Source organism: Clostridium sp. MB05, from assembly GCF_046581255.1.
In the GTDB taxonomy this organism is placed as follows: domain Bacteria; phylum Bacillota; class Clostridia; order Clostridiales; family Clostridiaceae; genus Clostridium.
The window spans coordinates 2,471,366-2,495,556 of sequence record NZ_CP174370.1; the positions used below are offsets into that span (position 1 = coordinate 2,471,366).

The following is a 24,191-nucleotide window of genomic DNA, read 5'->3' on the forward strand; positions in this document are numbered from 1 at the left end:
CCATAGCCAAATTTTAAAATAGCTAAAAAGATATATTTTAAAACATAGTTAAAAAAATATAAAAAATAAGCAAAAGAACATATTAGATATCTATATTACGTTCTTTTACTTATTTCATATTAATATCTTATTATTAATTTCATTTACAAATATTCGATATACAATTTAAATAGATTTTTCATTTCTAATTTAAAAGTAAATTTAAATCAATTATAGCATTTACCTTTAATCCAGTTTCCTTTATATCTATTTCCTTTAAAGTCACACCTTTAAAATTTTCTTTATAAACTAAAATATTTCCATTATTAAAATCTACCTTTAAATTACTATCTGCTGGAAACCAATCCTTAATAAAATTATCTAATGCTAAATTTACAATCCAATTTGTAATTTTTAAATCTAACAATCTTACTTCCTTAATATTTAAAACCAGATTTTCATTTTCATCTAAACTAGGTATAACTTTAACTTCAATAGGTGTTTTTATCATATTAGTTACATTATAATTTACGTTAACTACTATATAGCCATCTCCTATATCAACCTTAACATCGCTCATCTTATCATTTTTAGTATGCTTTAAGTAATAATCTAAGCTATTAATGATAGCTTCTTTAGGTGCAAATATTTCTCCTTTAACACCCACAACAGGATTGTTTATAACTTCCATATTATTAGCCTGTAATCCTGCTATAGAACTTATAAATTCAATAACTTTGCTTTCATTTTTTACTACTTCCTCTTGCTCATTATCTTTTTTAACACTTTTTATATTTTTTGTATCATTCTTTTGAAAAAACAATACTGCTATCACTATTAAAAAAATCAATCCTAATGCAAATATAATATACTGTACCTTTTTGTCTTTAACACTAAACTTCATTATTATTTCTCACCTATATATTTCTTATATTTTCTTCATTCTTGGTTGATTTAGCCCTAATTACATTTAGTTATATTTTATCATATGGAGTTTAATAAATCTATAATTGCGATAGCCCTTACTTCCCTACAGCTATCTTTCATTATATCTGAATGCTTATCTGTATATATTTCTTTCACAACTTTTCTAGCTCTTATTTTATGAATGCATCTAACAGGACTTTTTAGAACATACTTTTCATCTTAAAAACATAAGAAAAACGTTTATATAAAAAATTATTTCATTAATAATAACAAATTTTTGTTAAAAATTTTAAAAAGTATAGTTTTCTGCATATTTAAATAATGAATAGAAATTTTCTATTTAATAAAACCCCTAAGAAACCTAGTAAAATCAAGAGTTCACAAGGGGCTAACGTTTCGTTAGGTCCTTTGAAAATAGAAAAAATAAAATTATAAAGTGAGGTTTATGCTATGGAAAAACTAGAAATTTTTAAAAATGACACCTTTGGAGAAATAAACATATTGGAGATTAATGGTAGAGAATACTTTCAATCTAACCAATGTGCTTTAATTCTCGGATATTCAAATCCACATGCAGCTATAAAAAGACATACTAAATATGCTTTTAAACACAATATTTTAACTTCAGGAGGAAATCAAGACGTTATATTTATACCTGAAAGTGATTTATTTAGGCTTATTGTACACTCTAAACTTCCTTATGCTGAAAAATTTGAAAGGTGGGTTTTCGAAGAAATACTTCCATCTATAAGAGCTAAAGGAATATATGCTACCCCTAAAGTAGTAGATGGAGGATTGAAAGATCCAACTACTATTGAAAATTTGCTTACAGAACTAAAAGAAGAAAGAGAACAACTAATATTTGAACTTGAAGAATCTAAAGAAAAAGTTAATTATCATGATACAGTTTTAAATAATGATTTACTAATTCCTATAACAGTTATTGCAAAAGACTATGGAATGTCAGGCATGCAAATGAATAAAATTCTTAATTCATTAAAAGTACAATATAAAATTTCTGATAAATGGGTCTTATATCAAGATTATGCACCTGAAGGATATACACACTCTAAAACACTAAATACTCCTAGTGGAAGATCTATAATAGTAACATACTGGACTGAAAGAGGACGAGCTTTTATTTATAAACTGTTAAAAGAAAATTTAGATATTGTTCCTTTAATGGAGAAATTATAAAAGTCAGGTTTATAAAACCTGACTTTTGATATTTAAAAATTAAATATTTTAGGAATCTGTTTGATTATTCAACTGTGAAATTTTTAAAGTAAAAATGCACTATTATAGTTTTGTAAATATTTCTATCTAACTACTTTTATTCTATTATATTATAAACCTCTAACTTATTTGTTGCATTATAATTTTCATCAGCTATAGTCGATCTTATATAAAATGTTTTTCCACCATTTGCCCAGCCTGCAAATGCTTTATGATGTCTTTCCTCTGTATTAGTAACTATGTTAGTTATATTTGTAATTTCTAACTTATCATTTATATTTGCAATACTTAAAGTATTATTTTGTTTTTCACCCTTTTCTAAAGCCGGTTTCAAACTACTTATAACAACTTTATCTTTATTTTCATTGATATGAAATTGAAAGAATGTACCACTATCTACATCTACAATTTTTGTAAGCTTATTGTTATCTATATCATAATTCCAGATTCCATTTTTACCTTCTGCTAAACCTGAAAATAGTATTCTACCATTTTCATAAAGCATTTCTCCCCTAATATCAATTTTAATACCATCATCTTCTGATAATATCTTAGTGAATTTATTATTTTCAATATATCCTATAGTATTTTTTGTATTATGTTCTTTAGACGGATCGAAATCATCTGAATAATACCCTTCTAAATACTGGTAGTTAACATAAATCCTATCTCCCTCTATTCCTAATATTTCTCTTAATGCTCCATCTTTATCATTATGTCTTAATTCATTAGGAATAACATAATATTTTTCATTTGGGATATCTATTACAGCTAATTTCGGATCTTGCTCACTTCCACAGAGCACTACATCTATAGTACAATTTCTATAGGAATCATGACCATCATAAAGTAAGTTACCTTGCTCTTCAATTAATTTAGTATATACAGCTGATTCTTCTAATTCCCCATCCTTATTAACAGTATATACTTTGTTATCATTTTTTATCTTAGTTGCGGAAGATCCATTATAAGAGATGTTTGTATATATTCCCCAGTCAACATTTTTATATGTCCAATTTACTTTATTATTGCTATCTAATTTACCGACGCTTACTTCTCTAATAACATCATCATTTTGGTAAATAAGTTGAATAATGTTTTCCTTTACATAAAGCATCCTATAATCAGTTCCAGGATCTATCGGCTCTGTTTCTGCAACCATTTTAATTTGAAAATCCTCATTTTTTTTATCTTTTGTGTTATCATCAATAATAACTTTTTCTGTTCCCAATACTACATTCTCACTACTTCCCTTTGAACATCCTACTGGTATCATTGTTGTCATTATAACAATTAATAATACTAAATATTTTCTTTTCATATTAGCTCCTCCAATCACTTTATATCCTTAGTATAATAACTAGTTGTTATTGGAATAATATTAAGATGTTTCCAAAGTATTAAAGTTTGTAAATTTGATAATGAATTTAGATTTATTTCCATCTACCTCTACTTCTATTGTTCCATTATGTGCTTCTACGATGCTTTTACAAATATACAAACCTAATCCATGAGAATTTTTCTTATTTTTACTAGTATCCTCAACCTTAACAAAGGGTTCAAATATACTTTCCTTCTTCTCAATTGGAATAACCTTCCCTTCTGATGAAATTGAAAACATTGTATGTTCATTAATATCTTTTAATTCAATCACTATTTTACTATTATTGTTTGAATACTTTACTGCATTTTCTACTAAGTTATTCACTAATATATATAAATATTGTTTATTTCCCTTTATACTAATATCATTAGTTTCATTAATTATTTCTAATGATTTTTCCTTTATACTTATTAAGTTAGCTTGGACTATATCATTTAAAATAAATTTCAAATTAACATTTTCAAAGGAGTAATCTTCTAAATCACTTATTTGCTTTGAAATATCTAAAAGTGTACCTACTAACTCATTCATTCTTTTACTCTCAAAAATAATTCTTTTTATAGCTATAGCTTTAAATTCCTCATCTTGAAAGTTATCCTCACTTAATATTTGTGCATATCCTGAAATACTAGTAATTGGTGATTTTAATTCATGAGTTATATTTCTAAAGATATTTTTTTCTTGTTCATCCTTCCTTTTAACTTTTCACTCATTAAATTAAAAGAGTCTACTAAAACTCCTACTTCATCATTTGAAGTAATATTAATTTTTGAAGGATAACTACCTTTTCCTACTTCTGAAACTTTATTTTTAAGTAGTATTAAAGGATTAACTATCTTTGATGATAAAAAATATATAGAAATCAATATAATTAAGAAAAGTCCAGTAAAAATATAATTAACTAACTTATTGATATTTTGATTTCTTATATACTCCTTTTCATAATCATTGGCCAACATTATAACCCCTATAGCTTCTTTATTCTTACCATATATTAAGTAACTTACTTTTCCAATGATACTATTAGGTCTTCTTTCAATATCTATAATAGCCTTATTATCTTTAACTATATTCAAAGTTTCTTCTGATATCCCATATATATTTAGATCTAATTCTTTTTCATTAATTTCTCCTTTTAATAATAAGTTACCATTTAAGTCATATAAAGCTCCTTGACAATAAGCTCTATTTAAAATAAAGTTAATTACTTTATTATTTAAATCACTTACTGTGATTTCATTTTTATTAATATTATTAATAGCTAAATAATCATTTAAACTGCTAAGTGAAACCTGATAGTTTTTCTCCATATCATTTGTAATATACTCTTTAAAATTTTTATAAAAAAATTTATTTAATATTATATTGGATATAATTATGAATACAATGAAAATTACGGATAATACTACTCCATATTTACGCCTTATTGTTAGCATTACTTTCCTTTAACATATAACCCACTCCAAAAACGGTTTCTATGTTAACTTCCTTTTTTAACTTTTGACGTAATCTTGTTATATGTACATCTATAGTCCTTGTATCTCCAATAAAATCATATCCCCAAACTAAATTTAATAAATCATTTCTTGAATAAACTCTATTTTTGTTTTTTGTTAAAAATAATAAAAGATCAAATTCCTTTGGTTTAAGTTTTATTTCTTCACCATTACATTCTACAATTCTACTCTGTTCATAAATCCTAATGTTACCACTAGAAATATTTTTTTTAGTATTATTTTGATTTGCAATTTCTTTTTTTCTCCTTAAAGCTACTCTAATCCTTGTTATTACTTCCCTAATATCAAAAGGTTTTGTAATATAATCATCTGCGCCTAATTCAAGACCAAGAATCTTATCTGTAATATCAATTCTTGCTGTAAGCATAATTATAGGTATCTTATAATTTGAAATTTCCTTGCAAATAGAAAATCCATCTATATCACCTAACATAATATCTAGTAATATTAAATCTGGCTTAAAGGTTTGTATATCATCTTCTACTCTTAATCCATTATCATTTATCTTAACTGTGTACCCTTCTTTAGTTAATGAAAACATTAATATCTGGCTTATATCTTCATCATCTTCAATAATTAATATATTTTCTCTCAAATTATCACCCCTTTTATTACCATTATATATTCTTTGTTATTTTTTTACTAGTTTTCTAGTTATTATAATTTTTTAATGTTTTTAAATAGGATTTCGCCCCTTAATACCGTTAGATATTTTAACTCAATAAATTATTCAAGTAAGAATGCGCTATTATAGTTTTGTAAATATTTCTACCTAATTACTTTTATTCTACAATATTATAAACCTCTAACTTATTTGTTGAATTATAATTTTCATCAGCTATAGTTGATCTTACATAAAATGTTTTTCCACCATTTTCCCAACCTATAAATGCTTTATGATGTCTTTCCTCTGTATTAGTAACTATGTTAGTTATATTTGTAATTTCTAACTTATCATTTATATTTGCAATACTTAAAGTATTATTTTGTTTTCCATACCTTTCCATAGGCCGTTTTAAACTACTTATAACAACTTTATATTTATTTTCATTGAAATGAAATTCAAAGAATGTATCACTATCTACATCTACAATTTTTGTAAGCTTCTTGTTAGCTATATCATAATTCCAAATTCCATTTTATCTTCTTCTAAGCCTGAAAATAGTATTCTACCATTTTCATAAAGCATTTCTCCTTTTGAGTTGTATCAAATTAAAGGTGGAAGAAAAACTATAGGTGTATATAACATTCAACTACTTTAATAAAGGATTTTAAAACAAGAAGTTCAATATATGTGTAAATAGTAAAATTTTCTTTAATTTTACTCTTACTTGTGTATAATTAAATATATATATTAACAAATATTGGTTAAATTTTGTTCGCTATAATCGTAAAAAACAGGGGGAATAAATATGGCAAAAAAGATATTTTATGCTTTACTTATTGGTGCGGGGGTAGGTTTAACAATAACATTTTTGTATGGAAACTTTATAATATCTATAAAAGTTGGAGGTATTGTTTTATCACTATGTATGCTAATTAGTGGACTAATACTTAATTTTAAAATTAATCGCAAAAAATAAGTTAATGTATTATTTTAAATAGCAATCCTAATATAATACGAGGCTAAAGGATGTCCAAATGAACATCCTTTAATTTAGCCAGATTTAAACATTATTTTAAAACAAAGCGTTAGCAAATAAATTATAAAAGAAATGGAGAGAAAATTTTATGGAAATAAGAAAAGTTTTGCAAAATGAAATAGATATTTTCTTTGAACTTATTGGTGAAGTTGAATATGATCTTTTTAATATAAAAAATGAAGAGCATATTAATTGGCTAAAAAAGAAAATTGATAGACTTTATTATAATGGAGCCGAGTTTTTCGGAGCATTTAGTGAAAATAATGAGATACTAGGTATTATTACTATATTAGTAGATGTACCACCAGAAGGAATTAATGATGGTTATAATAGTTGTGAAGTTATAGAAATGGGAATAAACAAAGGTATTAGAAATAAAGGATATGGGTCACAGTTATTAAAATATGCCGAAAACTATGCAAAAAATCAAAATGTCTATTGCATGTATATGCATACATATGCTGGTGATTACGATGTAATAGCATTCTATGGTAAGAATGGGTTTGTTCCAGTTGGTATTATACCAGATATATATGGGCCTAAAAATGAAGGTATGTTATATATGAGAAAAATAATAAGATAGTAATACCCCTATATAAATTAGTTTTACTGAACAGTTTTAATATTTAGTGACATAACTTTGTGTTAATGTGCATTAGTTTTTATCAAGTAATTATATACATAGAAATTTATCTATTAGTACCTTTTTAAAATATATTATCTAAGATTTTTGATTATAAGGAATAAAAAAACTCTTAATTAATGTCAAGTCTCTTAATGGAATATTATTTATAATGGTGAACTTTAATGGTAACTAAAGGAGGTAATATTATGAAAGAAAAAATAATTAAATTTATTCTTATTATAAGTTTTTATATAATTATGTTTGCTTTATGTATTTTAGGAATTAAAACTATATTTTTTATGAACTACTATGAATGGATGAATGTTGTGTTATTCTTAATCTCTGTTGCAATAGCTTCTTTGGGTGTTTATCAACTTATTAGTAGAAAATTTAATTTCAAATACTTGGGTGGAAGATCAGTAGGTGCTATTATTCTTTCAAGCATAATATTTATTCTCCCACTTTTTTATGTTAATGCTTTTAATAAAACACTCTTTAATAGTTGTAAGGATAGTGAAGCTTTATTAGAAAAAAAACTAGCATTAATTCAATCTAAAAACTCTGTCGAATCAGTAGAAATTGTTAAAGATACGCTTATTCAAAATAGTAATAATATTACAAAGGATTATAATGTCATTACTGATAATAACTTAAACATTTATTATGGGATAGGAGATTATTCAGAAAGTATAGAGGTTATCAAAGATGTAGTATCTTCTGCTAAAACTAACAAGTTAACAAAATATCTAAAGAAATTCCAAGATACTGAAGCAAACATTGTTATAGTAAATGAAATTAATAAAATCAATACCTTTATTGATAATAATGCTGCCGCTTATTACGATCCACTTACAGGAAACATAGTTCTCCAGTCATTGTCAAAATATAATTCACTTAAGGAATATGAAGGTGTAATTTTCCATGAGTATGTACACTACGCTTTGGACCTAGAGCTGAAAGATAAATTCGAAAATATACCTGAACTTCCTAAATGGTTTAATGAAGGCTTAGCTACCTATCTAGCCGAAATATATTATGGACCTGAAACAAAAGAATTTAATATAGTTCCTGTGGTTGGAGATATTACAGATGACTCTAATTTCAACAAAGCTAACGCTTTTAACTACTACCAATATTCTAAATACCTACTAAAATATATGTTTGAGAAAGGTGGTGATAATTTTATAATTAATTTATTTGATGATATGAAAATTACCAATGATATATATAAATCAATAGAAAATATTCTAGGAGAAAGTTTTGATGAAATAGGGATTAATATGCTTTAAAATTACTTAAATTAGTTATTATAAACTAACAGATAAGCTTCAATTTATCGAAGTGATTAAATAGAATTTTATGTGAACAATTTGATACTATTATTCGTTAAAGTAAGTCTTTTAAAATATTTTTGTCTATAAGAAGAAATAGGGTTTTAACAACCCTATTCTGCAAGATCATATTCCATAACAATTTCTCCTGGACCTATAACAAGTACAACATCTTCATTAGTTAGAAGTTTAGTAGCTGTTATATCATTAAGATTCAAGTCAGTATATAACTTTAAGTATTTAAGAGGTGATAATACTATTACTGTCATGTTATCTGGACTTATATTTCTAAATTTAGCATTAACTTTTTGTGAAATTTCAGATCTATGAATGCCTTCTTTTAATACTTTAGTTTTAGTTTCTGCATGGGCTTTTGTAGTAATAAGAGAAATTGCTAATAATAATGTAAATATAAACTTTTTAATTGGAATCAACTCCTTTGTTATTAGTATGCATAGAATTAATAAAAATAAACTCAATAACTAGTATTAAGGAGTTGTAAAATAAGTGCAGAAATGCAAATAAGATAGAAAAGAAAGTGTGTTAATGAAATAAAAATTCTAAAGAATAATTTTAATATATTACGAAGACACAATTAAATATAAATTAATGAAAATACCGTATTATTCAAATGAATATGCGGTATTTTTTAGTACGCAATTCAAATATATTATGAACAATTTGAATTTATTGCGAATAAAAAATTGGGCAGGATGAAATGTTAACGGGTTTACTTCTGGGGTACAAAAATCAATCTCATAGTATATTTTTAATGAGAATTCACGTTTTCTATAAATTAAAAGATATAATAATAACAATAATAATATAATGAAAAGAGATATAAATTAATTGATAAACGATAAATTATGTGTTAAAATCATTTTATCATTAAATCAGTGAGGTGCTTTAAATGAATGTTAAACAAGGTTCAACCACTTTCTTAAAGGTAATTATTTTTCTGCTTGGTATTGCGATGCTTGCTTTGTGTATCTTTTGGTTACCTAGCCTAGCCATTAGAGAACCAAAAGCACATCCAGGGGACTACTCGCTATACCCCTTATTAGGATATGCGTATGGATGCTGTATTGCGTTTTCTGTTGCATTGTATCAAGCTTTTAAAATATTAATCTATATTGAAGGGAACAATGCTTTCTCCGAGTTATCACTTAAATCTTTGAAGGTCATAAAGAAATGTGGGTTAACAATCATCATCTTCTTCGTGTTAGGGATAATAACCTTAAAGGTAATTTCTAAAATCTCAGGAGATGACCCAGCAGGTCCTATATCATTAAGTATAATGAGTATTTTAGCAACAAGTATCATCACCGCTATTGTGGACGTGCTTGAAAAATTATTAAAAAATCTTCTAGATACGAAACCAGAAAATGATTAACGTTTTGATGAAATTCAATTAGTGAGGTTATTTGCTTAGAGAATTACATTGATATTAATCATTTTTGGAGAGAGCATTGGAAGGACATTTACCATCAGAAGTAAGAATAAAAATTGAGAATATATTAAATTCGTAATTTTCTTATATTACGAACATAAAATTAAATATAAAAGAATAATTTCAAGATTTTAGATAAATTCCAATTTAGTAATTATTTAATATTAAACTTTATTGTAACGTTAAATAATTTTAGAGCTCCACACAACTATTAATACTAGCAACATAAAAAGACTGCCTTAACGGCAGTCTTGAATTACTTTCATTTTATTTTGAACTCTTTTTAATTATATTATTTTAATCTAAGCCTAAACTTTTCTTTAGTTCATTCGTAATATCGTATGCGCTATGCTTCATTGGTATTACATAATCATCATTTTCTCCATGTATAGGTGTCCATACTTGTGCATAGAAAGGATTCTTTTTAGCTATATCACCATAATGCCATTCATTTCTTAAACACTCTGGACACCAATGTCCACCATGTAATACAGCATTTGTTGAAAGCATAAATTCATGTCCATCTGCACATCTCCATTTAATTGGTGTATATATATCTAAAACTTCCTTTTCTAAGCACTCTCCCCCACGGAATTTTGCTGCCTTATTTAGATCCTCAATAGTTAAATTTTCTATGCCTTTTTCTTCATCATATCCATGATTTAAATAAGTTACCTCTTCACTTGGATGGAATAATTCATAGCCTTCCTCTACACTTTTGATAGCCTTTTGTTTTTCTCTTGATCCAAAGAAAGCATTAATCCAATCTTCTTCGTTATTTTCAAACATCCAATAAGTTCCCATTTCTTTATGACCTATTGCGATATTATTATCTTTCATTTGCTCTACTGTTGGAAACATTGCTCTAACCATTGGATTTGCTGCCATAAGCTCCATTTCTTCTTTTACTGATGCCCAATATTGTTCAGCAGGAATACAGCGAAAATGTAACATTTGGTCTAATTTATCTGCATCTGAATAATAATGACCATGGAAATTATATTGTGCCATCATTCTTGTATCATACAAATCAGTAAACTTAATTCCAAATGCTCCAAGTTGCAAATCCATCAATTCCCAAGTAGCTAAGCGATATCCTTTTCCACTACTTAAATTATATGCTTTTCTCCAAAATTCTTCTGGAACCCAATCTTCACAAAGATTAGCCATACATATTCCTGATTCTATAGAAGTACTCCACTCTAATACATTATTTGGAGGCTGATGGAATACTATAGGTTCATCTTTAGCATTTTCATTGCTTGGATGTTGTCCTGTTTGACGTATTGATACCCAATGCTTCAGTCCTGAATCAAAAAGTGCCATTTCTGAAAATACCTTTGACATTCCATAATAGTCAAAAATAGAAGAATTAATTGGGTCACCAACTCTTCCCCAATGGATTGGTGCTGTTCTTCCACCAGTCATTGCTACTGTTGCAACATATGCAAAATGTACTTTATCTGGATCAGGTTGTGCTTTAATAGCCTTTATTATATTTAAAGTAGAACCTATATTAGTGTAAAGTGTCTCTTTAGGATATTTATCAGCTGCTGGAGATACCATAGCACCTATATGCAATACATAATCTGAACCAGTCACACCTTTTAAAATAGTATCGTAATCAGCCATATCACCCCAAATAACTTCTAAAGAAGGACATGCAAATTTTTTCATTATTTCTTTATTTTTTTCTGATGGTCTTGCAATAGCTCTTACTTTAAATCTGCTACTCCTTGAAAGCAATTGTTTTAAAGTCTCTTTTCCCATAATTCCTGTTCCACCAGTAACAAAAACTACTTTTTTAGGTTCTAATGCTTCTTCATGAACCTTAGGATCATCAAAAGTCATAGCTACATCAAATGCCTCTCTAGTAGCATTCAAAGCTTTTCTTGCCATTGCTGCATCTCCAACTGCAAAATATGCTACTCCATTTTCTCTACATGCATCTTCTAACTCTTTTCCATCTCTTGATTTTGATCCAACTGCCATAACAACATAGTCACAAGGATAAGATACTTTTTCTTCATTCTTAATTCCAATAACTTTTCCTTCTTTTATTTCTGTTACTTTTACTTCTGTTATAGGAGTAATACCTGAAGCATATATATTTTCTGTTACACATATTTTTCTTGTAGTTCCCATATCTTGGCAGAAGTCTTTAAGCATCTCTAAAACAGTTACTTTTCCACCTTGTGATGCAAGGTATTCTGCAACTTCCATTCCAACTAATCCACCACCAATTACAACAATTTCCCCTGAAGCTTTTTCTTTTCCATTAAGAACATCATGAGAGTTTAATACAAATGGTAACTGAGCTCCTGTAATTTCTGGAATAATTGGTTCTGCTCCAATGGCATTAATAAGTGTGTGAGGTTTTATTTCTTCAATAATACCCTTTGTAACTTTAGTATTTAATCTTAATTCTACACCTAGTCTTTCTGCTTTCTTAGCCATACTTTCAACTGCTATCTTCATTTCTTCTTTTCTTGGAGCTTCTCCTGCAGTTAAAAATTGTCCTCCCAATACTCCTGTTGATTCACATATTATTGGATTATGTCCACGCATTTTTAATATTATAGCAGCTTCTAAACCAGCTATTCCACCACCAGCAATCAATACTGTTTCTGCTTTTTCAGCTTTATTTATTTTACATATTCCCTCCCTACCAAGGGCTGGATTTCTAAGACATGTGATTTGTTCTGCATTCACATTTTCACAGCAATCGTAACAACCTTGATTACAGCCTACACAATAATCAATATCTTCAAGATTTCCTAAACGTGATTTTTCACAGAAATTAGGATCTGCTAATTGAGCTCGTCCCATTACTACCATATCAACTTTATCATCTTCTAAAATTTGCTCTGCTAATTCAGAAGTATTTATTCTACCTACACCAACTGTAAGCATACCTGTTTCTTTTCTAATTCTTGCTGCATTTTCAATGTTGAATCCTCTAGGTAAATCTATTGGAGGAACTTCATATTTTAATCCAGCTGTTAAGATATTTCCTCTTGAGATATCAAGTACATCTACCCCATTATCTTTTGCAAGGTTACAGAATTTAATAACCTCTTCTATTGTAAGTCCATTTTCTAAATAATCATCATGAGCATCTATACGCATAAATATTGGCATAGTACCTGGTATATTATCTCTTACTGCTTTAATTACTTCTAATGGAAATTTTGCACGATTTTCAAAAGAACCACCATAATCATCAGTTCTCCTATTTATTCCACCTGAAAGAAATGAATGAGGAAGATAATTATGTCCTGCATGTATTTCAATGCAATCAAATCCTGCCTCGTAAGCTCTCTTTGCTGCTGCCCCATAACTTGCTACTACCTCTTTAATTTCCTCTATAGTTATCCCTGGTAATATAACCTCTGCACTTACTGGCATATCACTAGCTACTAGTATTTGCGCAGTTTTGTCACTACCAACAGCTAGGCTACCTTGCCATAATTGAATTCCAGCTTTACCGCCAGCTTCATGAATAGCATCTGTCAGTTTCCTAAATCCAGGAATATATTTATCATCACATATTGCTAAATATCTTCTTGGTGCACTCTTTGCATGGACACTTGTGACTTCAACCATACTAAGACCTGTTCCACCTTTAACTCTTTCTACATGATATTGAATTAACTGATCATTTACCATTCTAGAGTTTCCAGCAAACTTTGTTCCCATAGCAGGAAAAATAATACGATTTTTCAGTTCCATTCCTCTAATTTTAATTGGTGAAAATAACTTATTAAACATACTAATACCTCCTTACCTTAGCCATCCAAAAATAAATAATAAGTCAAAGATGTGAAGGAAATTTTGAGTTAGACAAGGAAACAGGTTCCACATATAGCAGAGCTATCTAAGGGTTCTGTTGACGCAGTATAACACAAAATAGACGAGCATACTGACTTATTTATTTTTTGAAGATGTCTTATATAAAAATTCTACAGTATAACGTTTATGGATAGTCAATAAGTTAATTTACTAAAGTAATATTCCCACCAAATACTGGTATGTATAAGTTTCCCACCATGGTATAATATTTTTGTAACCTATTTATTAATAATTAGAATAAAAACTGTACATTAAGGTAACAGTTTACTTGGGGAGATTTTGTATGAAAATAAATGAAGTGGTAAAAAAAACTGGTCTTAACAAAAGAACTATTCATTACTACATAGAAGAAAATTTAATTACTCCGGAAGTTAATTTAACTAATGGTTATTATATTTTTTCAATAGATGATATTAATAAATTAAAAACTATAAAACAATTACGGTTAGCTAAATTTTCTATCTCTGATATTCGTTGCATATTGAAATATCCTAATACAATTCATTTTTATCTCCAAAGACAAACTGAAAAGTTAGAAGAAGAGTATGTTTTGCTTGGTAAAAAGATTGAATGCTTAAAGACTTTAAATAATAAATTACCTTTATTTGTTTCTTATGATGACTTAAGTAATCACATTGAAAATATTATTTTTCCAACACAAAAACCTACTTTAAATATTTCAAATAATTTAAATGATTCTAAATTAATTTCATTATATTTGTGGGGTAATTTTTTATATGATCTTCCAATGACTGAGTATCGTCAGTTTTTATGGGATAAAACTCTTAAAACAATGGCTAATATTAATGATTCAAATATTCTTTTATTAAAAAAGTATCTATATTCCCTTTCGGCCTCTGAAATAGATAAGGAATTTACAAAACGTAATATTCATATAAATGAGGTATGTAGTATAAATAAATCTGATTATGAAAAATACGTAAATAAAATGAAATTGCAATTATATGAGATATTAAAAGAACCTCAGCATCAACTTCAATGGAAAAATGCTTATTATTCTTACTTTTTACCTAGTATTTGTATTTTTGATTCTAAAGTTAATCAGTTAATGACTGAATTAAGTCCTCGCTTTTCAACTTATAGTGAAAATATACATGAGTGTTGTGATCTATTATATCAATGGCTATATACAGAAAGTGGAGATTCATTAAGAATAGAACTTAATGATAAGCTTAATAATTATATTAATATAAAAGACTATCATCATGGTCAGCTGGCTGCATTAGCTAATTTTAGCAGTTTATAATAAGAAAGCTTTAGATAATATTTTACCTAAAGCTTTTTATTATTGCTCATTTTCTATTACTTTTCTAAGTTTTGTAGATACTATTATCTTGAAAATCTCCAGTTCTCTTTATTTCATCTGGAAAGTTACCCCATAAGAAATAACCAACTTGTTCTGGGGCATATATATGTGAAATCTCTATTTTTAAATGTAATAGTTCTGCTATCGTACTTTTTCCACTACCAAAAGCACCATTTATCCATATAATCATTTTCTACCTCATAAATTTAAACAATCTTATTGATAAATTGGAATTTAACAATATTGTATAGTTGTTATCTATTCAATAAATAAGCATCTATATATGATTTTTATAATCTAGCAGCATTGCCAATCATACATTACTTTTGAAAAATCCTTATTCTTCAAAGCTTCCTTTGGAATAGAAAAAACACAGTTTCCAGAATCTCCAAACATAATACCGCATTCATCATCTATATCCAGCTGCAATAAAAGAAAATCATCATCATTAAAACCTAAATAATCATTCTGCACAAAATAAGGATAACCTCCAACTCTACTGTCACAGCTATAACAATCATCACTCAGTCTCTCATATTCTTCTTCTGAAAGCTCATTCTTAAAAACTTTTTCAAATAAATCTAATGAAGAAGACATAGGCATTTCCCTTATTTCAAAATACATTTTTCCGTTATTTGAAAAAGGTAGACCTTGATTATATTCTTCACTATTTTCATAAGGATTTTTCTTTATTAATTGTACTTCATTTTCTTCATAATCTTCTATATATTTTACTACAATAGGACTTTCTAAACCAAACATATCATCATTTACAATAAAAAATTGCAATAACCCTTTTTCTGGTAAATAATCCAACTTTTCAAGGTCTGATAGATTTATTTGTGCTAAAAATACCATAGGTTTTCCCTCCTCATCTACTGGATAATCTCTAATATTTTTTAAATATGGACATCCACCTAGTTTACTCTCCCATGGTTTTGTTTCTTCACATCTAAAACTTATCTCATTACTATACCTAAAAGTTCTTTTTATTATATTTTCATGCTCTTTTAAAATCTCAGGAATTTCATATTTAATCAATTTATCTCCTCCCATATGTTCCAATTTAATCCCCATTTACTCTTTATCATAATTAATTTTAAGAAGCTCCACTCCTTACTGTGAATATATATCTTTTAGCGTTCTTCTACAAATTCCTATTTCCCAATCTACTCTACATATTGGAATTTATCTATTATTATTATAAGTTATAATGATATGCCCAATACCAAAAAGTATTGCTGTTATTATCAATAAAACCTTGCCTTGTATTATACCACTAGATAAAAATATTATTGTTGGAATAATAGCAAGTGACATTGCTTTTTCCATTGTTGATTTTCTAAAATATAAAAACCATACAAAACAATATAGCACTACTAGTACACCTGTTAAAATCATATATACAATCTTCCCATTATTAAACCAATAACCAAACTCTAATAATGATATATTAAAAATCATTAATCCCATTGAACCAAATCTTCCTATCTGCTCAATGATTTCAACTGCCTTATTATGATATTTACTTTCAAAGTTTTTCTCTTTAATTGCAAATATAACATTAGGTATCATAACTATTGCCATAATAATTAGGCCATAAATATTCATCCACTCTGCTACTCCTTATCTTTATTATATTACTCAACCTTAAATTGGAATTTTAAAATATATACTAAAAAATCATTTACCTAATTGAAACAATAAACTTTGATGTACATTTGCATTCCCTTTATCAATTAATTCTACTGATTCTTTCCCCCCTAAGATAAGCGATGGTACAAAGAAATATATATCATTTGGTTTTAAATTTCCTTTAACAGCATATGCTTGGTCAAATAATTCTTTTCTCAATATTTTACTGTAGTTAACTTCATCTACAATATATGATTTTAAAAAATCCTCTAAGCTGTATGAACATACTGTAATGTTTCTATAATGAATATTAAGAATACAGATATCCTCATCCACTTCTGATAATTTTCGATAATAGAAAATATCTCCAAAGCTAGTTACCAAAATAGGCAACTTTGAGAAATCTTCTTTTCCAAGCCATTCATATAGATTTTCCATATAGTCAAGTGGATTAATAACCTTTATTATTCCATTACCGTAATTGCCAAATCCATATTCTTTCCAAAAGTGCAATAATTCAGATGGTAATATATCCTCAAATTGCTTCAGTTCCTCTTCTGTAGGTTTTACCAAATCATCAGATGGCTCAAATACCATTGTAAATTGTAAAAAAATATTATTTAAGGCGCTATTTTTATCCATATTTTTTTTCTTAAATTTATCAAACAATCCCATTTTCATTTCTCCTTTAATCAACAACTTATCTAACTTACAAATTACTATTTATCTAACTAATATTAAAATAATCTTTATTTCATATTATATTATTTTTTAAAATTAATTTAAATTCCTTGATAAATTGGAATTTGACGAACACTGAGTATGCTCATAATCCTTATATAAATATCATTTTTTTATCTTGTTGATTATTCTTAAGCAACCATCAAGGTGTAACATCTGATGTCTTGAAAAAGGCATTAACAACAATCCTGCAAAGGTTTTGTTGCACCAATAATCAACAAGCCAAAAAGCATTCTCATCAGCTGAAACAGTGTGAAGTTTCAATAACTCTGTTTTTCTCTCGTCATATACTTTAGTTTTTGAATCTTCATAACTCATATCTTTTATTATATTATTTGTATTAGTTAAAACATCCGCTATATAATTTCTCAATTGATTTATATCTAACATTATACTGAATTCAACTAATTTATCACATGATATCTCATTACCTGTAGTTATAATAGGAGAATTCAGTAATTTGTCATAATTCTTTGTAAAGAAAATTTGTTCTTTTGCTGCAATTAAAGTATTTGATGTAATATCTTCAATACGAGTCATATGATATAGATAATATGCTATCGTCTTATCATTAGTAAGCGGCATTTTCGTAAAATCCTCAAAATTACAAGTTGCAAATATATACTCATACATTGACTCCAATTCATCTCTAAGTTTAAGTAGTTGTTGTTTCCCAAGTTCAAAAGAGTTTTTTATCTTTATATTTGTTTGAAATAACTTGAAAATTTCTGAACGTTCCTGTTTGCTTTTCATCAAATCACTCCTTAGACTCTTTTATTGGAATTATTTAAATAATTTTCACTTCAAATTCCTATTTTCCAATCTAATCTACATATTCGAATTTAGCTATGGATTGCTTTAATATATCGTGTATTTTTTATAATCAAATCTGATTTCCACCAATTCTTACTAATGTTCCACTGTTCAGGATAATCTTTCCATGACCATGTAATACCCCATGTACCATCTGATTCTTGAGTATTTAAAATAAACTCACATTCATAATCGCATATTTCTTTATTATCCATATAGAAATCACTTGTTTTAGTGCCTATGAATAAAGATGGTTTACATACGTAGTCAACTGCCCACTTTGATGTGTCGTATGTTATAACATGTTGAATCTGTTCGTGTAGTAAAGCACTGAATTCCTCTATATCCAAAAGATCATTCATTGAGCTTTCTTTTATATACTCATACAATTCAACAAAGCAAGAAACAGTGTGCATAGATTCCATAGGAAAATGTAACTTAAAATAACTATATGCTTCTTTAGCAAGAACACAGGCCAACTCAAAAAGTTTGCTATTTTTATCTTCAAATTTCAATATAAAACCAATAAGGCATGCTGTAGGATTATATGATGTTTCCTGATGAGGCTCGAAACTCCACCATGGTGCATGAGGATAATCATTGTTAGTAGACACTGTATTTGACCATGTATGTCCATCAAAATCCTTTCCCAATGACAAGTAATTTAATACTCCTTGTATAATTGGGTGATTTTTATCATTCAGATTTATCTCTTTAATGATTTCCGTGGCAACCCATGTTTGCACTGGAGATGAATTAGGATTCCAACAATCTGGCTCAAGTGCATTCCCAAAGCCTCCATCCTCATTTTGGTATGCAATTAATGCTGTCAGAACATCTTCCTTGCTCCCGTTTTCAAACAGGTATTTCCATCTTGCTATATCAAGTGGTCTAGCATTCTTATAAATAAAGTTTCTAGCATTTTCATAGTACATAATCAAACCTCCATTTAGTTTCTATGATAAATTACTATTTTCTAATCTACATATTGAAATTTGTTAATCAATATGCTTTCGTAACCAATGCCTGAATACATTCAACTGTTCTTCTGTATGAAAGTAATGTTCTCCTGCGTCCATGACTTCTAATCTACAACAGTATTTTTTAACAAAATAATTAATAGTTTCAAATTCACACAATTCATCCTTTGCTCCATACATAATATCTGTATCTGTGTTCCATGTATTAATAGGATGTTGTTTTACATAACAGAAGTAATCCCAATACAGCTTTTGCCCAATGGGTGTTTCTATAGTCATTTCCTTTTGCAAACGCTCTGGTGTTACATTAAACCATATCATCATATTTTCAATAATTCTTTCCATATTAACTACTGGTGATAAAAATAATGCCTTTCTCAAGATATCATTTTTATACGCTAAAAGACTAAAATAAGCTCCCATACTACATGCAAACAAACTCACTTCTTTCCAATGTTCTTTTGCATAGTTCATAATTATAGATAACTCACTAACGCAAAACTGTACTTTGCAAGGAGTACTATCACTTTTTCTTTCACCATGTTCTGGTAAATCAAAACTTAGCACTTGATAACCTTTTTGACGTGCTTCTTCAGCTAAAATTTGAATCACAACATCTTCCTTGTTTGACATATTTCCATGTACTGCAATAAAAAGTTTTTCACTCTTTTCTCCCCACAAAACTGCAGGAATATTACTAATATTAAATTTATCTTTAAACATATTTCCTCCATAATTTATAGAGGTAAAACCCTCCATAAAAGCTCTTTATTTTTCTTGTTTATCATAATAAAATCCTCCTTTCTCAGTTAATTCTATATAAAGTCTGTTAACTGCAAATTTACTATTTATAATACTCAACCTTAAACTGGAATTTATTTTTCTAAACCACACTTCCTATATATATCTAAAATTACTTGTTGCTTTCCTCTAATATAAGAATCAATATCTTGATGATATTTTAATGCCATTTTCTTTTTTATTTCACCATATGTATCTCTTTCTTTTTTATGATTTCTAAGATAATCTCTAAAAGTAATATGACGATATAGTTCTTTATTATCTTTATTACATACATATAAATGATGTGTCATTAAATGCGGCTTATTAATATATCTAAATGCCTCTCTACCGTGTATGCCTAAATCCCCTTCATATATATAGCCACGACTTTCTAATAATCCCTTAACTTCTTCAAAGTTTTTATCAATCACAATATCAATATCTATAATTGGTTTTGCACATAATCCTTCTACTGATGTACTTCCAACGTGCTCTATTGAAACAATTTTTCCTGATAAGACTGTTAATAGCTCATTCTTTATACTTTTAAATTCCTCTTTCCATATTGGATTGTAATCTTCTACTACTACATACTTAGTCTTCATCAATAGTCTCCTTTACAAATTACTATTTTTCTTATTCATATCATCTTCTAAAGAGTAACAACTGTTATTATATTAAAATAATAACAGTTGTTGTTTTGCTTATAATATATTACATTACTTTAATTATCTAAATTTTCTTTTTAAATTTAATTCTATTCACCGAATCCATCATATTCATAATAAATACTTGTATCTCTTTCAGTACTTCTATTTAATATAAAATCTGGTAGAGTATCATTAAAAATGAAGTCGTTAAGTATTAATGCATTTTTATATCTATCCATTCTTAAAACTAAATTTCCATCTACTTCTTCATCTACACAAAGCTCTGGCGCTGGTATGCTAAGTTGTTCCGTATCTAAACTTGGGAATTTAAAAATAGTATATGCCATATTTAAACATTCAACAAGCTCCATATTAGTTCTAAGATAATCTAACATCTTATTTGCTATCCCAAAATACTTGATAGAATTAGTATTCTGTAGCTTTTCAGCAACTTTTAAAAGTACTTCTCTTTGTCTTTCAGCCCTTTCAAAATCATCTCCAACACCTTTTCTTATTCTTGCATAAGATAAAGCTTGTTTACCATTTAAGGTTTGAAGCCCTGGTTTTTCTACTGAACAATTATTTCCACCAGTATCAATGCCTATGTACTTGTTTAATTCGTGTAATTGATATTCTTGAACGTCAATATCTATTCCACCTATTTGATCAATTATAGCTTCAAAACCTACAAAATTTATCATTGCATATTTTTCTATATTTAAATCATAATTATATCTTATGGTATCCATTACAAGTTCTGGTCCACCTAAACTAAATGATGCATTCATCTTATCTTCCCCATAGCCTGGTATATATACTAATGCATCTCTATATAGAGATGTTAATTTCACTTTTTTATTATTACTATCTAAAGTTGCAATAATCATAGAATCTGATCTTTGATCTCCTGAATCAAAATTTATTCCATCAGCACCGATTAATAATACATTGGTAATTCCATCAACTTCCTTATAGTCAATAGTTTCTTCCTTTGGCTTAACAGGAGTTTCTATATCTGTTACCACTGTAGGTTTATTTTTTCTATATATCTTGCCTCTAACATATAAGTATCCTGACCCAATTAATATTAAACAAACCATAAATAACGAAAAAACAATGATAAAAATTTGTTTAGATTTATTTTTAGTTTGTTTACTATTTTTATTTTTCATCATATCACCCTTCAATAATCCCCTTCATAATTTGGCTTAGAATCACTATTTTCTGTCTTGTATGAACTAAAATTTTATTTGTTATTCTTGAAACTAGGCCCCACGCAGATTTTGCCAGAACCCTTTAAATATTTAATTGTTCAGAAAGCTGCGAAAAAGAAGTCTCAATTCTTCGACGAGCCTTAAAGATAATCTGCCTAAATTGCTTTGAAACTTTAACTTACAGTTATATAATACTATTCCATATAATTATTAACTAATTCATAACATCTTTCCTTAGTACTAACTCCTAAGGAAGATGTTCTTACTAGTGGTTCCATAGTCCCACCCTCTACTTCCTTTGCAGCATCATCAGCTTTTTTATCTCTTTCTTCTATCCAATTCTTTTCTTCTAATATAAGTTTGTCTTTTTCTTCTTCAGAAAGTGTACTAATTATTTTCGAGTAAACCTCATTTAACATTTCATCCCATGCTATATATATTTCTGATTCAGCTTCTCGCATCTCAATTGTTGTTCCTGCTAATTTATCCTTTAATTTCACCTTTAATTTTTCATCTAAAGTATTCATTTTATCTAGATATTCTTGTTTACTTAACGTAATAGTTTTATCTTCATCTTTTTCTTTTATTTCATCTTTTATTGTAGTTTCATTCTCTTTAGAAGTATTATCTTCATTAATAATTTTATTACCTTTTTCAGTAACTATTTCTTTATCCTTATTTCCTTGTACTTCCTTGTCATTATTTCTATTACTACATCCAACCAATAAAAATACACTTATACCTACAACACAAACGATTTTCCTAATAAATTTACTCATTTTACAAATTCCTTTTATAACCTTATTTCTCTACATAATTATACCATTTTTTCATTTTATATACTATATATAGCAAAAAAATATACTAATGCTATAATTCATTCTAGCAATTAGTTAAAACCTCTTCATCACCTAAAGTTGTACTTATAATTATCAAATTATCTTTTTTTATAAATATTTTTTATCATCCTATAAATTCACCCGTTTTATTAATACTTTAAATTTCCTATTTATATTTTAGTTAATTATACCATTATTTTGAAATATAGACTATAAAAACAACTTCCAATAAGCTCTACTTATCGGAAGTGAATCATAATATATAATTTCAAATACTGTAAATTGATTTATTCTTGTTTGTTTTCATAGCAATATCTTATTATAGGAATGCTTAGTAGAATTATAAGAACTGGAATAAATAATAATAAATAAGGTGACCATATTCTTATTCCTAGTACATGATATATATTTGTACGAAATTCATGTAATAATTTTTACATAAATTAAACTTATAATGTATCAATAAATTTATAAACGTTTTCTGACCATTCCCATATATCTTTGTTTTTGCTATCCATATAATACACTCTATTTTTAATATCATCAGTTATTATACTTTCAAACTTATCTCTATATAACTCTGGAATTATAATTGCAAACACATTATCTTTTAATGTTAATTCATCTTTAATTTTCAGTGGATGGTATCCATCAAAAATAGCATTATGATGTTTTACTAATTCATCATATTTGAAAAAGAAACGCACTCCTGGGGTAAAACCCTTATTTAAATCTTCTTCATTAGGTTCACGCTCTAATTTTCTTTCCATAACAAGTCTATCACCGGCCTGACAATTTCCCCAAGATAGCATTAAGTATTCAAAATAATCTGTAGGGTCTTTTGCTGCATTCCTTGGTTCTAATTTTAATTCCTCCGCTGATATGTTTCTTGCCTTAACGGCAGAAAGTATACTTCCACCTTTAATAATAGATAAAGCATTTTCAACTGGTGCTGTGTGACAAAGATACTTAGTTATACAGCCTTTTTGTTTACATGCAGTACATTCTGTTATTTTTTCTGGCTTTTCTACATTTATAAACTCATTTTTATTGGATAAAGCATAATTTATTTTTTCTATTATTTCTTGATTATCACTAACAATTTCGACCTTTCTCCCATATAAACTCTCATAGTCTACAAATTTAATAATCCCATTTAATTCCCATTGTGATATACTAGGATAATTGGATAATGCGTGATAATATATGCCATCCCAAATAATGCTGAATTCATGTTTCCCGATATTAACTTTCACTATAATCAC

General features: G+C 27.6%; 25 protein-coding genes and 2 pseudogenes. 6 read left to right on the forward strand and 21 right to left on the reverse strand.

Annotated features, from left to right (window positions below; genetic code table 11):
- Positions 1 to 184 precede the first annotated feature (184 nt).
- A complete protein-coding gene (locus ACH36K_RS11490; protein ID WP_411167767.1) occupies positions 185 to 883 on the reverse strand; it encodes a hypothetical protein in 699 nt (232 codons plus the stop codon).
- 473 nt (positions 884 to 1,356) lie between these two features.
- Between ACH36K_RS11490 and ACH36K_RS11495 the strand changes: the two genes are divergently transcribed.
- Complete coding sequence (locus tag ACH36K_RS11495; RefSeq protein WP_411167768.1) at positions 1,357 to 2,103, forward strand: phage antirepressor; 747 nt, start codon at positions 1,357 to 1,359, stop codon at positions 2,101 to 2,103.
- A gap of 136 nt (positions 2,104 to 2,239) precedes the next feature.
- On the opposite strand, the gene ACH36K_RS11500 is transcribed toward ACH36K_RS11495, so the two are convergent.
- The 6 genes and pseudogenes from ACH36K_RS11500 to ACH36K_RS11525 form a co-directional block, all read right to left on the reverse strand.
- Positions 2,240 to 3,463 carry a hypothetical protein gene (locus tag ACH36K_RS11500; protein WP_411167769.1) on the reverse strand — a complete coding sequence of 408 codons (1,224 nt, stop codon included), beginning with the start codon at positions 3,461 to 3,463 and terminating at the stop codon, positions 2,240 to 2,242.
- Positions 3,464 to 3,523: 60 nt separating this feature from the next.
- Entirely contained in the window at positions 3,524 to 4,057 is a 534-nt protein-coding gene (locus ACH36K_RS11505; protein WP_411167770.1) for a sensor histidine kinase, read from the reverse strand.
- A gap of 18 nt (positions 4,058 to 4,075) precedes the next feature.
- A pseudogene (locus ACH36K_RS11510) lies at positions 4,076 to 4,198 on the reverse strand (histidine kinase dimerization/phospho-acceptor domain-containing protein); the annotation flags it as partial.
- Positions 4,183 to 4,836, reverse strand: coding sequence for a HAMP domain-containing protein (locus ACH36K_RS11515; RefSeq protein WP_411167771.1), 654 nt, complete (start codon positions 4,834 to 4,836; stop codon positions 4,183 to 4,185). The gene ACH36K_RS11515 and the pseudogene ACH36K_RS11510, both read right to left, overlap by 16 nt.
- A gap of 106 nt (positions 4,837 to 4,942) precedes the next feature.
- A complete protein-coding gene (locus ACH36K_RS11520) occupies positions 4,943 to 5,638 on the reverse strand; it encodes a response regulator transcription factor (protein ID WP_411167772.1) in 696 nt (231 codons plus the stop codon).
- Positions 5,639 to 5,825: 187 nt separating this feature from the next.
- Complete coding sequence (locus tag ACH36K_RS11525) at positions 5,826 to 6,050, reverse strand: hypothetical protein (RefSeq protein ID WP_411167773.1); 225 nt, start codon at positions 6,048 to 6,050, stop codon at positions 5,826 to 5,828.
- A gap of 405 nt (positions 6,051 to 6,455) precedes the next feature.
- Here ACH36K_RS11525 and ACH36K_RS11530 point away from each other — a divergent pair, with 405 nt between their 5' ends.
- From ACH36K_RS11530 to ACH36K_RS11540, 3 genes are all read left to right on the forward strand, one after another.
- A complete protein-coding gene (locus ACH36K_RS11530; protein WP_411167774.1) occupies positions 6,456 to 6,626 on the forward strand; it encodes a DUF1056 family protein in 171 nt (56 codons plus the stop codon).
- Between the two features lie 148 nt (positions 6,627 to 6,774).
- Positions 6,775 to 7,269 carry a GNAT family N-acetyltransferase gene (locus ACH36K_RS11535; protein WP_411167775.1) on the forward strand — a complete coding sequence of 165 codons (495 nt, stop codon included), beginning with the start codon at positions 6,775 to 6,777 and terminating at the stop codon, positions 7,267 to 7,269.
- A 248-nt stretch (positions 7,270 to 7,517) separates the two neighbouring features.
- Positions 7,518 to 8,600: a hypothetical protein gene (locus ACH36K_RS11540; RefSeq protein ID WP_411167776.1), complete on the forward strand. Its 1,083-nt coding sequence runs from the start codon at positions 7,518 to 7,520 to the stop codon at positions 8,598 to 8,600.
- A gap of 155 nt (positions 8,601 to 8,755) precedes the next feature.
- Here ACH36K_RS11540 and ACH36K_RS11545 read toward each other — a convergent pair whose 3' ends face one another.
- Complete coding sequence (locus tag ACH36K_RS11545; protein ID WP_411167777.1) at positions 8,756 to 9,121, reverse strand: hypothetical protein; 366 nt, start codon at positions 9,119 to 9,121, stop codon at positions 8,756 to 8,758.
- A 431-nt stretch (positions 9,122 to 9,552) separates the two neighbouring features.
- Here ACH36K_RS11545 and ACH36K_RS11550 point away from each other — a divergent pair, with 431 nt between their 5' ends.
- Complete coding sequence (locus ACH36K_RS11550; RefSeq protein WP_322412853.1) at positions 9,553 to 10,035, forward strand: DUF2975 domain-containing protein; 483 nt, start codon at positions 9,553 to 9,555, stop codon at positions 10,033 to 10,035.
- Positions 10,036 to 10,389: 354 nt separating this feature from the next.
- Here the strand turns inward: ACH36K_RS11550 and ACH36K_RS11555 are convergent, their stop codons facing one another.
- Entirely contained in the window at positions 10,390 to 13,863 is a 3,474-nt protein-coding gene (locus ACH36K_RS11555) for an FAD-dependent oxidoreductase (RefSeq protein WP_411167778.1), read from the reverse strand.
- A gap of 364 nt (positions 13,864 to 14,227) precedes the next feature.
- On the opposite strand from ACH36K_RS11555, the gene ACH36K_RS11560 reads away from it, so the two are divergent.
- Positions 14,228 to 15,211: a MerR family transcriptional regulator gene (locus ACH36K_RS11560; protein ID WP_411167779.1), complete on the forward strand. Its 984-nt coding sequence runs from the start codon at positions 14,228 to 14,230 to the stop codon at positions 15,209 to 15,211.
- Between the two features lie 64 nt (positions 15,212 to 15,275).
- Here ACH36K_RS11560 and ACH36K_RS11565 read toward each other — a convergent pair whose 3' ends face one another.
- The 12 genes and pseudogenes from ACH36K_RS11565 to ACH36K_RS11620 form a co-directional block, all read right to left on the reverse strand.
- On the reverse strand, positions 15,276 to 15,461 hold the full coding sequence (locus ACH36K_RS11565; protein WP_322459698.1) for a hypothetical protein: 186 nt from the start codon (positions 15,459 to 15,461) through the stop codon (positions 15,276 to 15,278).
- Positions 15,462 to 15,568: 107 nt separating this feature from the next.
- Positions 15,569 to 16,312, reverse strand: coding sequence for a YwqG family protein (locus ACH36K_RS11570; RefSeq protein WP_411167780.1), 744 nt, complete (start codon positions 16,310 to 16,312; stop codon positions 15,569 to 15,571).
- Positions 16,313 to 16,459: 147 nt separating this feature from the next.
- Positions 16,460 to 16,858 carry a hypothetical protein gene (locus tag ACH36K_RS11575; RefSeq protein WP_411167781.1) on the reverse strand — a complete coding sequence of 133 codons (399 nt, stop codon included), beginning with the start codon at positions 16,856 to 16,858 and terminating at the stop codon, positions 16,460 to 16,462.
- A gap of 96 nt (positions 16,859 to 16,954) precedes the next feature.
- Positions 16,955 to 17,581 carry a T6SS immunity protein Tdi1 domain-containing protein gene (locus tag ACH36K_RS11580; protein WP_411167782.1) on the reverse strand — a complete coding sequence of 209 codons (627 nt, stop codon included), beginning with the start codon at positions 17,579 to 17,581 and terminating at the stop codon, positions 16,955 to 16,957.
- A gap of 171 nt (positions 17,582 to 17,752) precedes the next feature.
- Positions 17,753 to 18,400 carry a phage head-tail adapter protein gene (locus tag ACH36K_RS11585; RefSeq protein ID WP_411167783.1) on the reverse strand — a complete coding sequence of 216 codons (648 nt, stop codon included), beginning with the start codon at positions 18,398 to 18,400 and terminating at the stop codon, positions 17,753 to 17,755.
- 89 nt (positions 18,401 to 18,489) lie between these two features.
- Positions 18,490 to 19,395 (reverse strand): hypothetical protein, encoded by a 906-nt coding sequence (locus ACH36K_RS11590; protein WP_411167784.1) that lies wholly within the window; start codon positions 19,393 to 19,395, stop codon positions 18,490 to 18,492.
- A gap of 63 nt (positions 19,396 to 19,458) precedes the next feature.
- Positions 19,459 to 20,163, reverse strand: coding sequence for an alpha/beta hydrolase (locus tag ACH36K_RS11595; protein WP_411167785.1), 705 nt, complete (start codon positions 20,161 to 20,163; stop codon positions 19,459 to 19,461).
- 152 nt (positions 20,164 to 20,315) lie between these two features.
- On the reverse strand, positions 20,316 to 20,828 hold the full coding sequence (locus ACH36K_RS11600; RefSeq protein WP_411167786.1) for a GrpB family protein: 513 nt from the start codon (positions 20,826 to 20,828) through the stop codon (positions 20,316 to 20,318).
- A 152-nt stretch (positions 20,829 to 20,980) separates the two neighbouring features.
- Positions 20,981 to 22,048, reverse strand: coding sequence for an LCP family protein (locus ACH36K_RS11605; protein ID WP_411167787.1), 1,068 nt, complete (start codon positions 22,046 to 22,048; stop codon positions 20,981 to 20,983).
- Between the two features lies 1 nt (position 22,049).
- Positions 22,050 to 22,253, reverse strand: a pseudogene (locus ACH36K_RS11610) (hypothetical protein); the annotation flags it as partial.
- A gap of 28 nt (positions 22,254 to 22,281) precedes the next feature.
- Positions 22,282 to 22,866 carry a lysozyme inhibitor LprI family protein gene (locus ACH36K_RS11615; protein WP_411167788.1) on the reverse strand — a complete coding sequence of 195 codons (585 nt, stop codon included), beginning with the start codon at positions 22,864 to 22,866 and terminating at the stop codon, positions 22,282 to 22,284.
- 509 nt (positions 22,867 to 23,375) lie between these two features.
- Entirely contained in the window at positions 23,376 to 24,182 is an 807-nt protein-coding gene (locus tag ACH36K_RS11620) for a hypothetical protein (RefSeq protein ID WP_411167789.1), read from the reverse strand.
- Positions 24,183 to 24,191 lie beyond the last annotated feature (9 nt).

Coding starts and splice junctions, on each gene's coding strand:
- ACH36K_RS11490 (WP_411167767.1), bottom strand. CDS start 883: ATGAAGTTTAGTGTTAAAGACAAAAAGGTACAGTATATTATATTTGCA.
- ACH36K_RS11495 (WP_411167768.1), top strand. CDS start 1,357: ATGGAAAAACTAGAAATTTTTAAAAATGACACCTTTGGAGAAATAAAC.
- ACH36K_RS11500 (WP_411167769.1), bottom strand. CDS start 3,463: ATGAAAAGAAAATATTTAGTATTATTAATTGTTATAATGACAACAATG.
- ACH36K_RS11505 (WP_411167770.1), bottom strand. CDS start 4,057: ATGAATGAGTTAGTAGGTACACTTTTAGATATTTCAAAGCAAATAAGT.
- ACH36K_RS11515 (WP_411167771.1), bottom strand. CDS start 4,836: ATGGAGAAAAACTATCAGGTTTCACTTAGCAGTTTAAATGATTATTTA.
- ACH36K_RS11525 (WP_411167773.1), bottom strand. CDS start 6,050: ATGGAAAGGTATGGAAAACAAAATAATACTTTAAGTATTGCAAATATA.
- ACH36K_RS11530 (WP_411167774.1), top strand. CDS start 6,456: ATGGCAAAAAAGATATTTTATGCTTTACTTATTGGTGCGGGGGTAGGT.
- ACH36K_RS11535 (WP_411167775.1), top strand. CDS start 6,775: ATGGAAATAAGAAAAGTTTTGCAAAATGAAATAGATATTTTCTTTGAA.
- ACH36K_RS11540 (WP_411167776.1), top strand. CDS start 7,518: ATGAAAGAAAAAATAATTAAATTTATTCTTATTATAAGTTTTTATATA.
- ACH36K_RS11550 (WP_322412853.1), top strand. CDS start 9,553: ATGAATGTTAAACAAGGTTCAACCACTTTCTTAAAGGTAATTATTTTT.
- ACH36K_RS11555 (WP_411167778.1), bottom strand. CDS start 13,863: ATGTTTAATAAGTTATTTTCACCAATTAAAATTAGAGGAATGGAACTG.
- ACH36K_RS11560 (WP_411167779.1), top strand. CDS start 14,228: ATGAAAATAAATGAAGTGGTAAAAAAAACTGGTCTTAACAAAAGAACT.
- ACH36K_RS11565 (WP_322459698.1), bottom strand. CDS start 15,461: ATGATTATATGGATAAATGGTGCTTTTGGTAGTGGAAAAAGTACGATA.
- ACH36K_RS11575 (WP_411167781.1), bottom strand. CDS start 16,858: ATGGCAATAGTTATGATACCTAATGTTATATTTGCAATTAAAGAGAAA.
- ACH36K_RS11580 (WP_411167782.1), bottom strand. CDS start 17,581: ATGGGATTGTTTGATAAATTTAAGAAAAAAAATATGGATAAAAATAGC.
- ACH36K_RS11585 (WP_411167783.1), bottom strand. CDS start 18,400: ATGAAAAGCAAACAGGAACGTTCAGAAATTTTCAAGTTATTTCAAACA.
- ACH36K_RS11590 (WP_411167784.1), bottom strand. CDS start 19,395: ATGTACTATGAAAATGCTAGAAACTTTATTTATAAGAATGCTAGACCA.
- ACH36K_RS11595 (WP_411167785.1), bottom strand. CDS start 20,163: ATGTTTAAAGATAAATTTAATATTAGTAATATTCCTGCAGTTTTGTGG.
- ACH36K_RS11600 (WP_411167786.1), bottom strand. CDS start 20,828: ATGAAGACTAAGTATGTAGTAGTAGAAGATTACAATCCAATATGGAAA.
- ACH36K_RS11605 (WP_411167787.1), bottom strand. CDS start 22,048: ATGATGAAAAATAAAAATAGTAAACAAACTAAAAATAAATCTAAACAA.
- ACH36K_RS11615 (WP_411167788.1), bottom strand. CDS start 22,866: ATGAGTAAATTTATTAGGAAAATCGTTTGTGTTGTAGGTATAAGTGTA.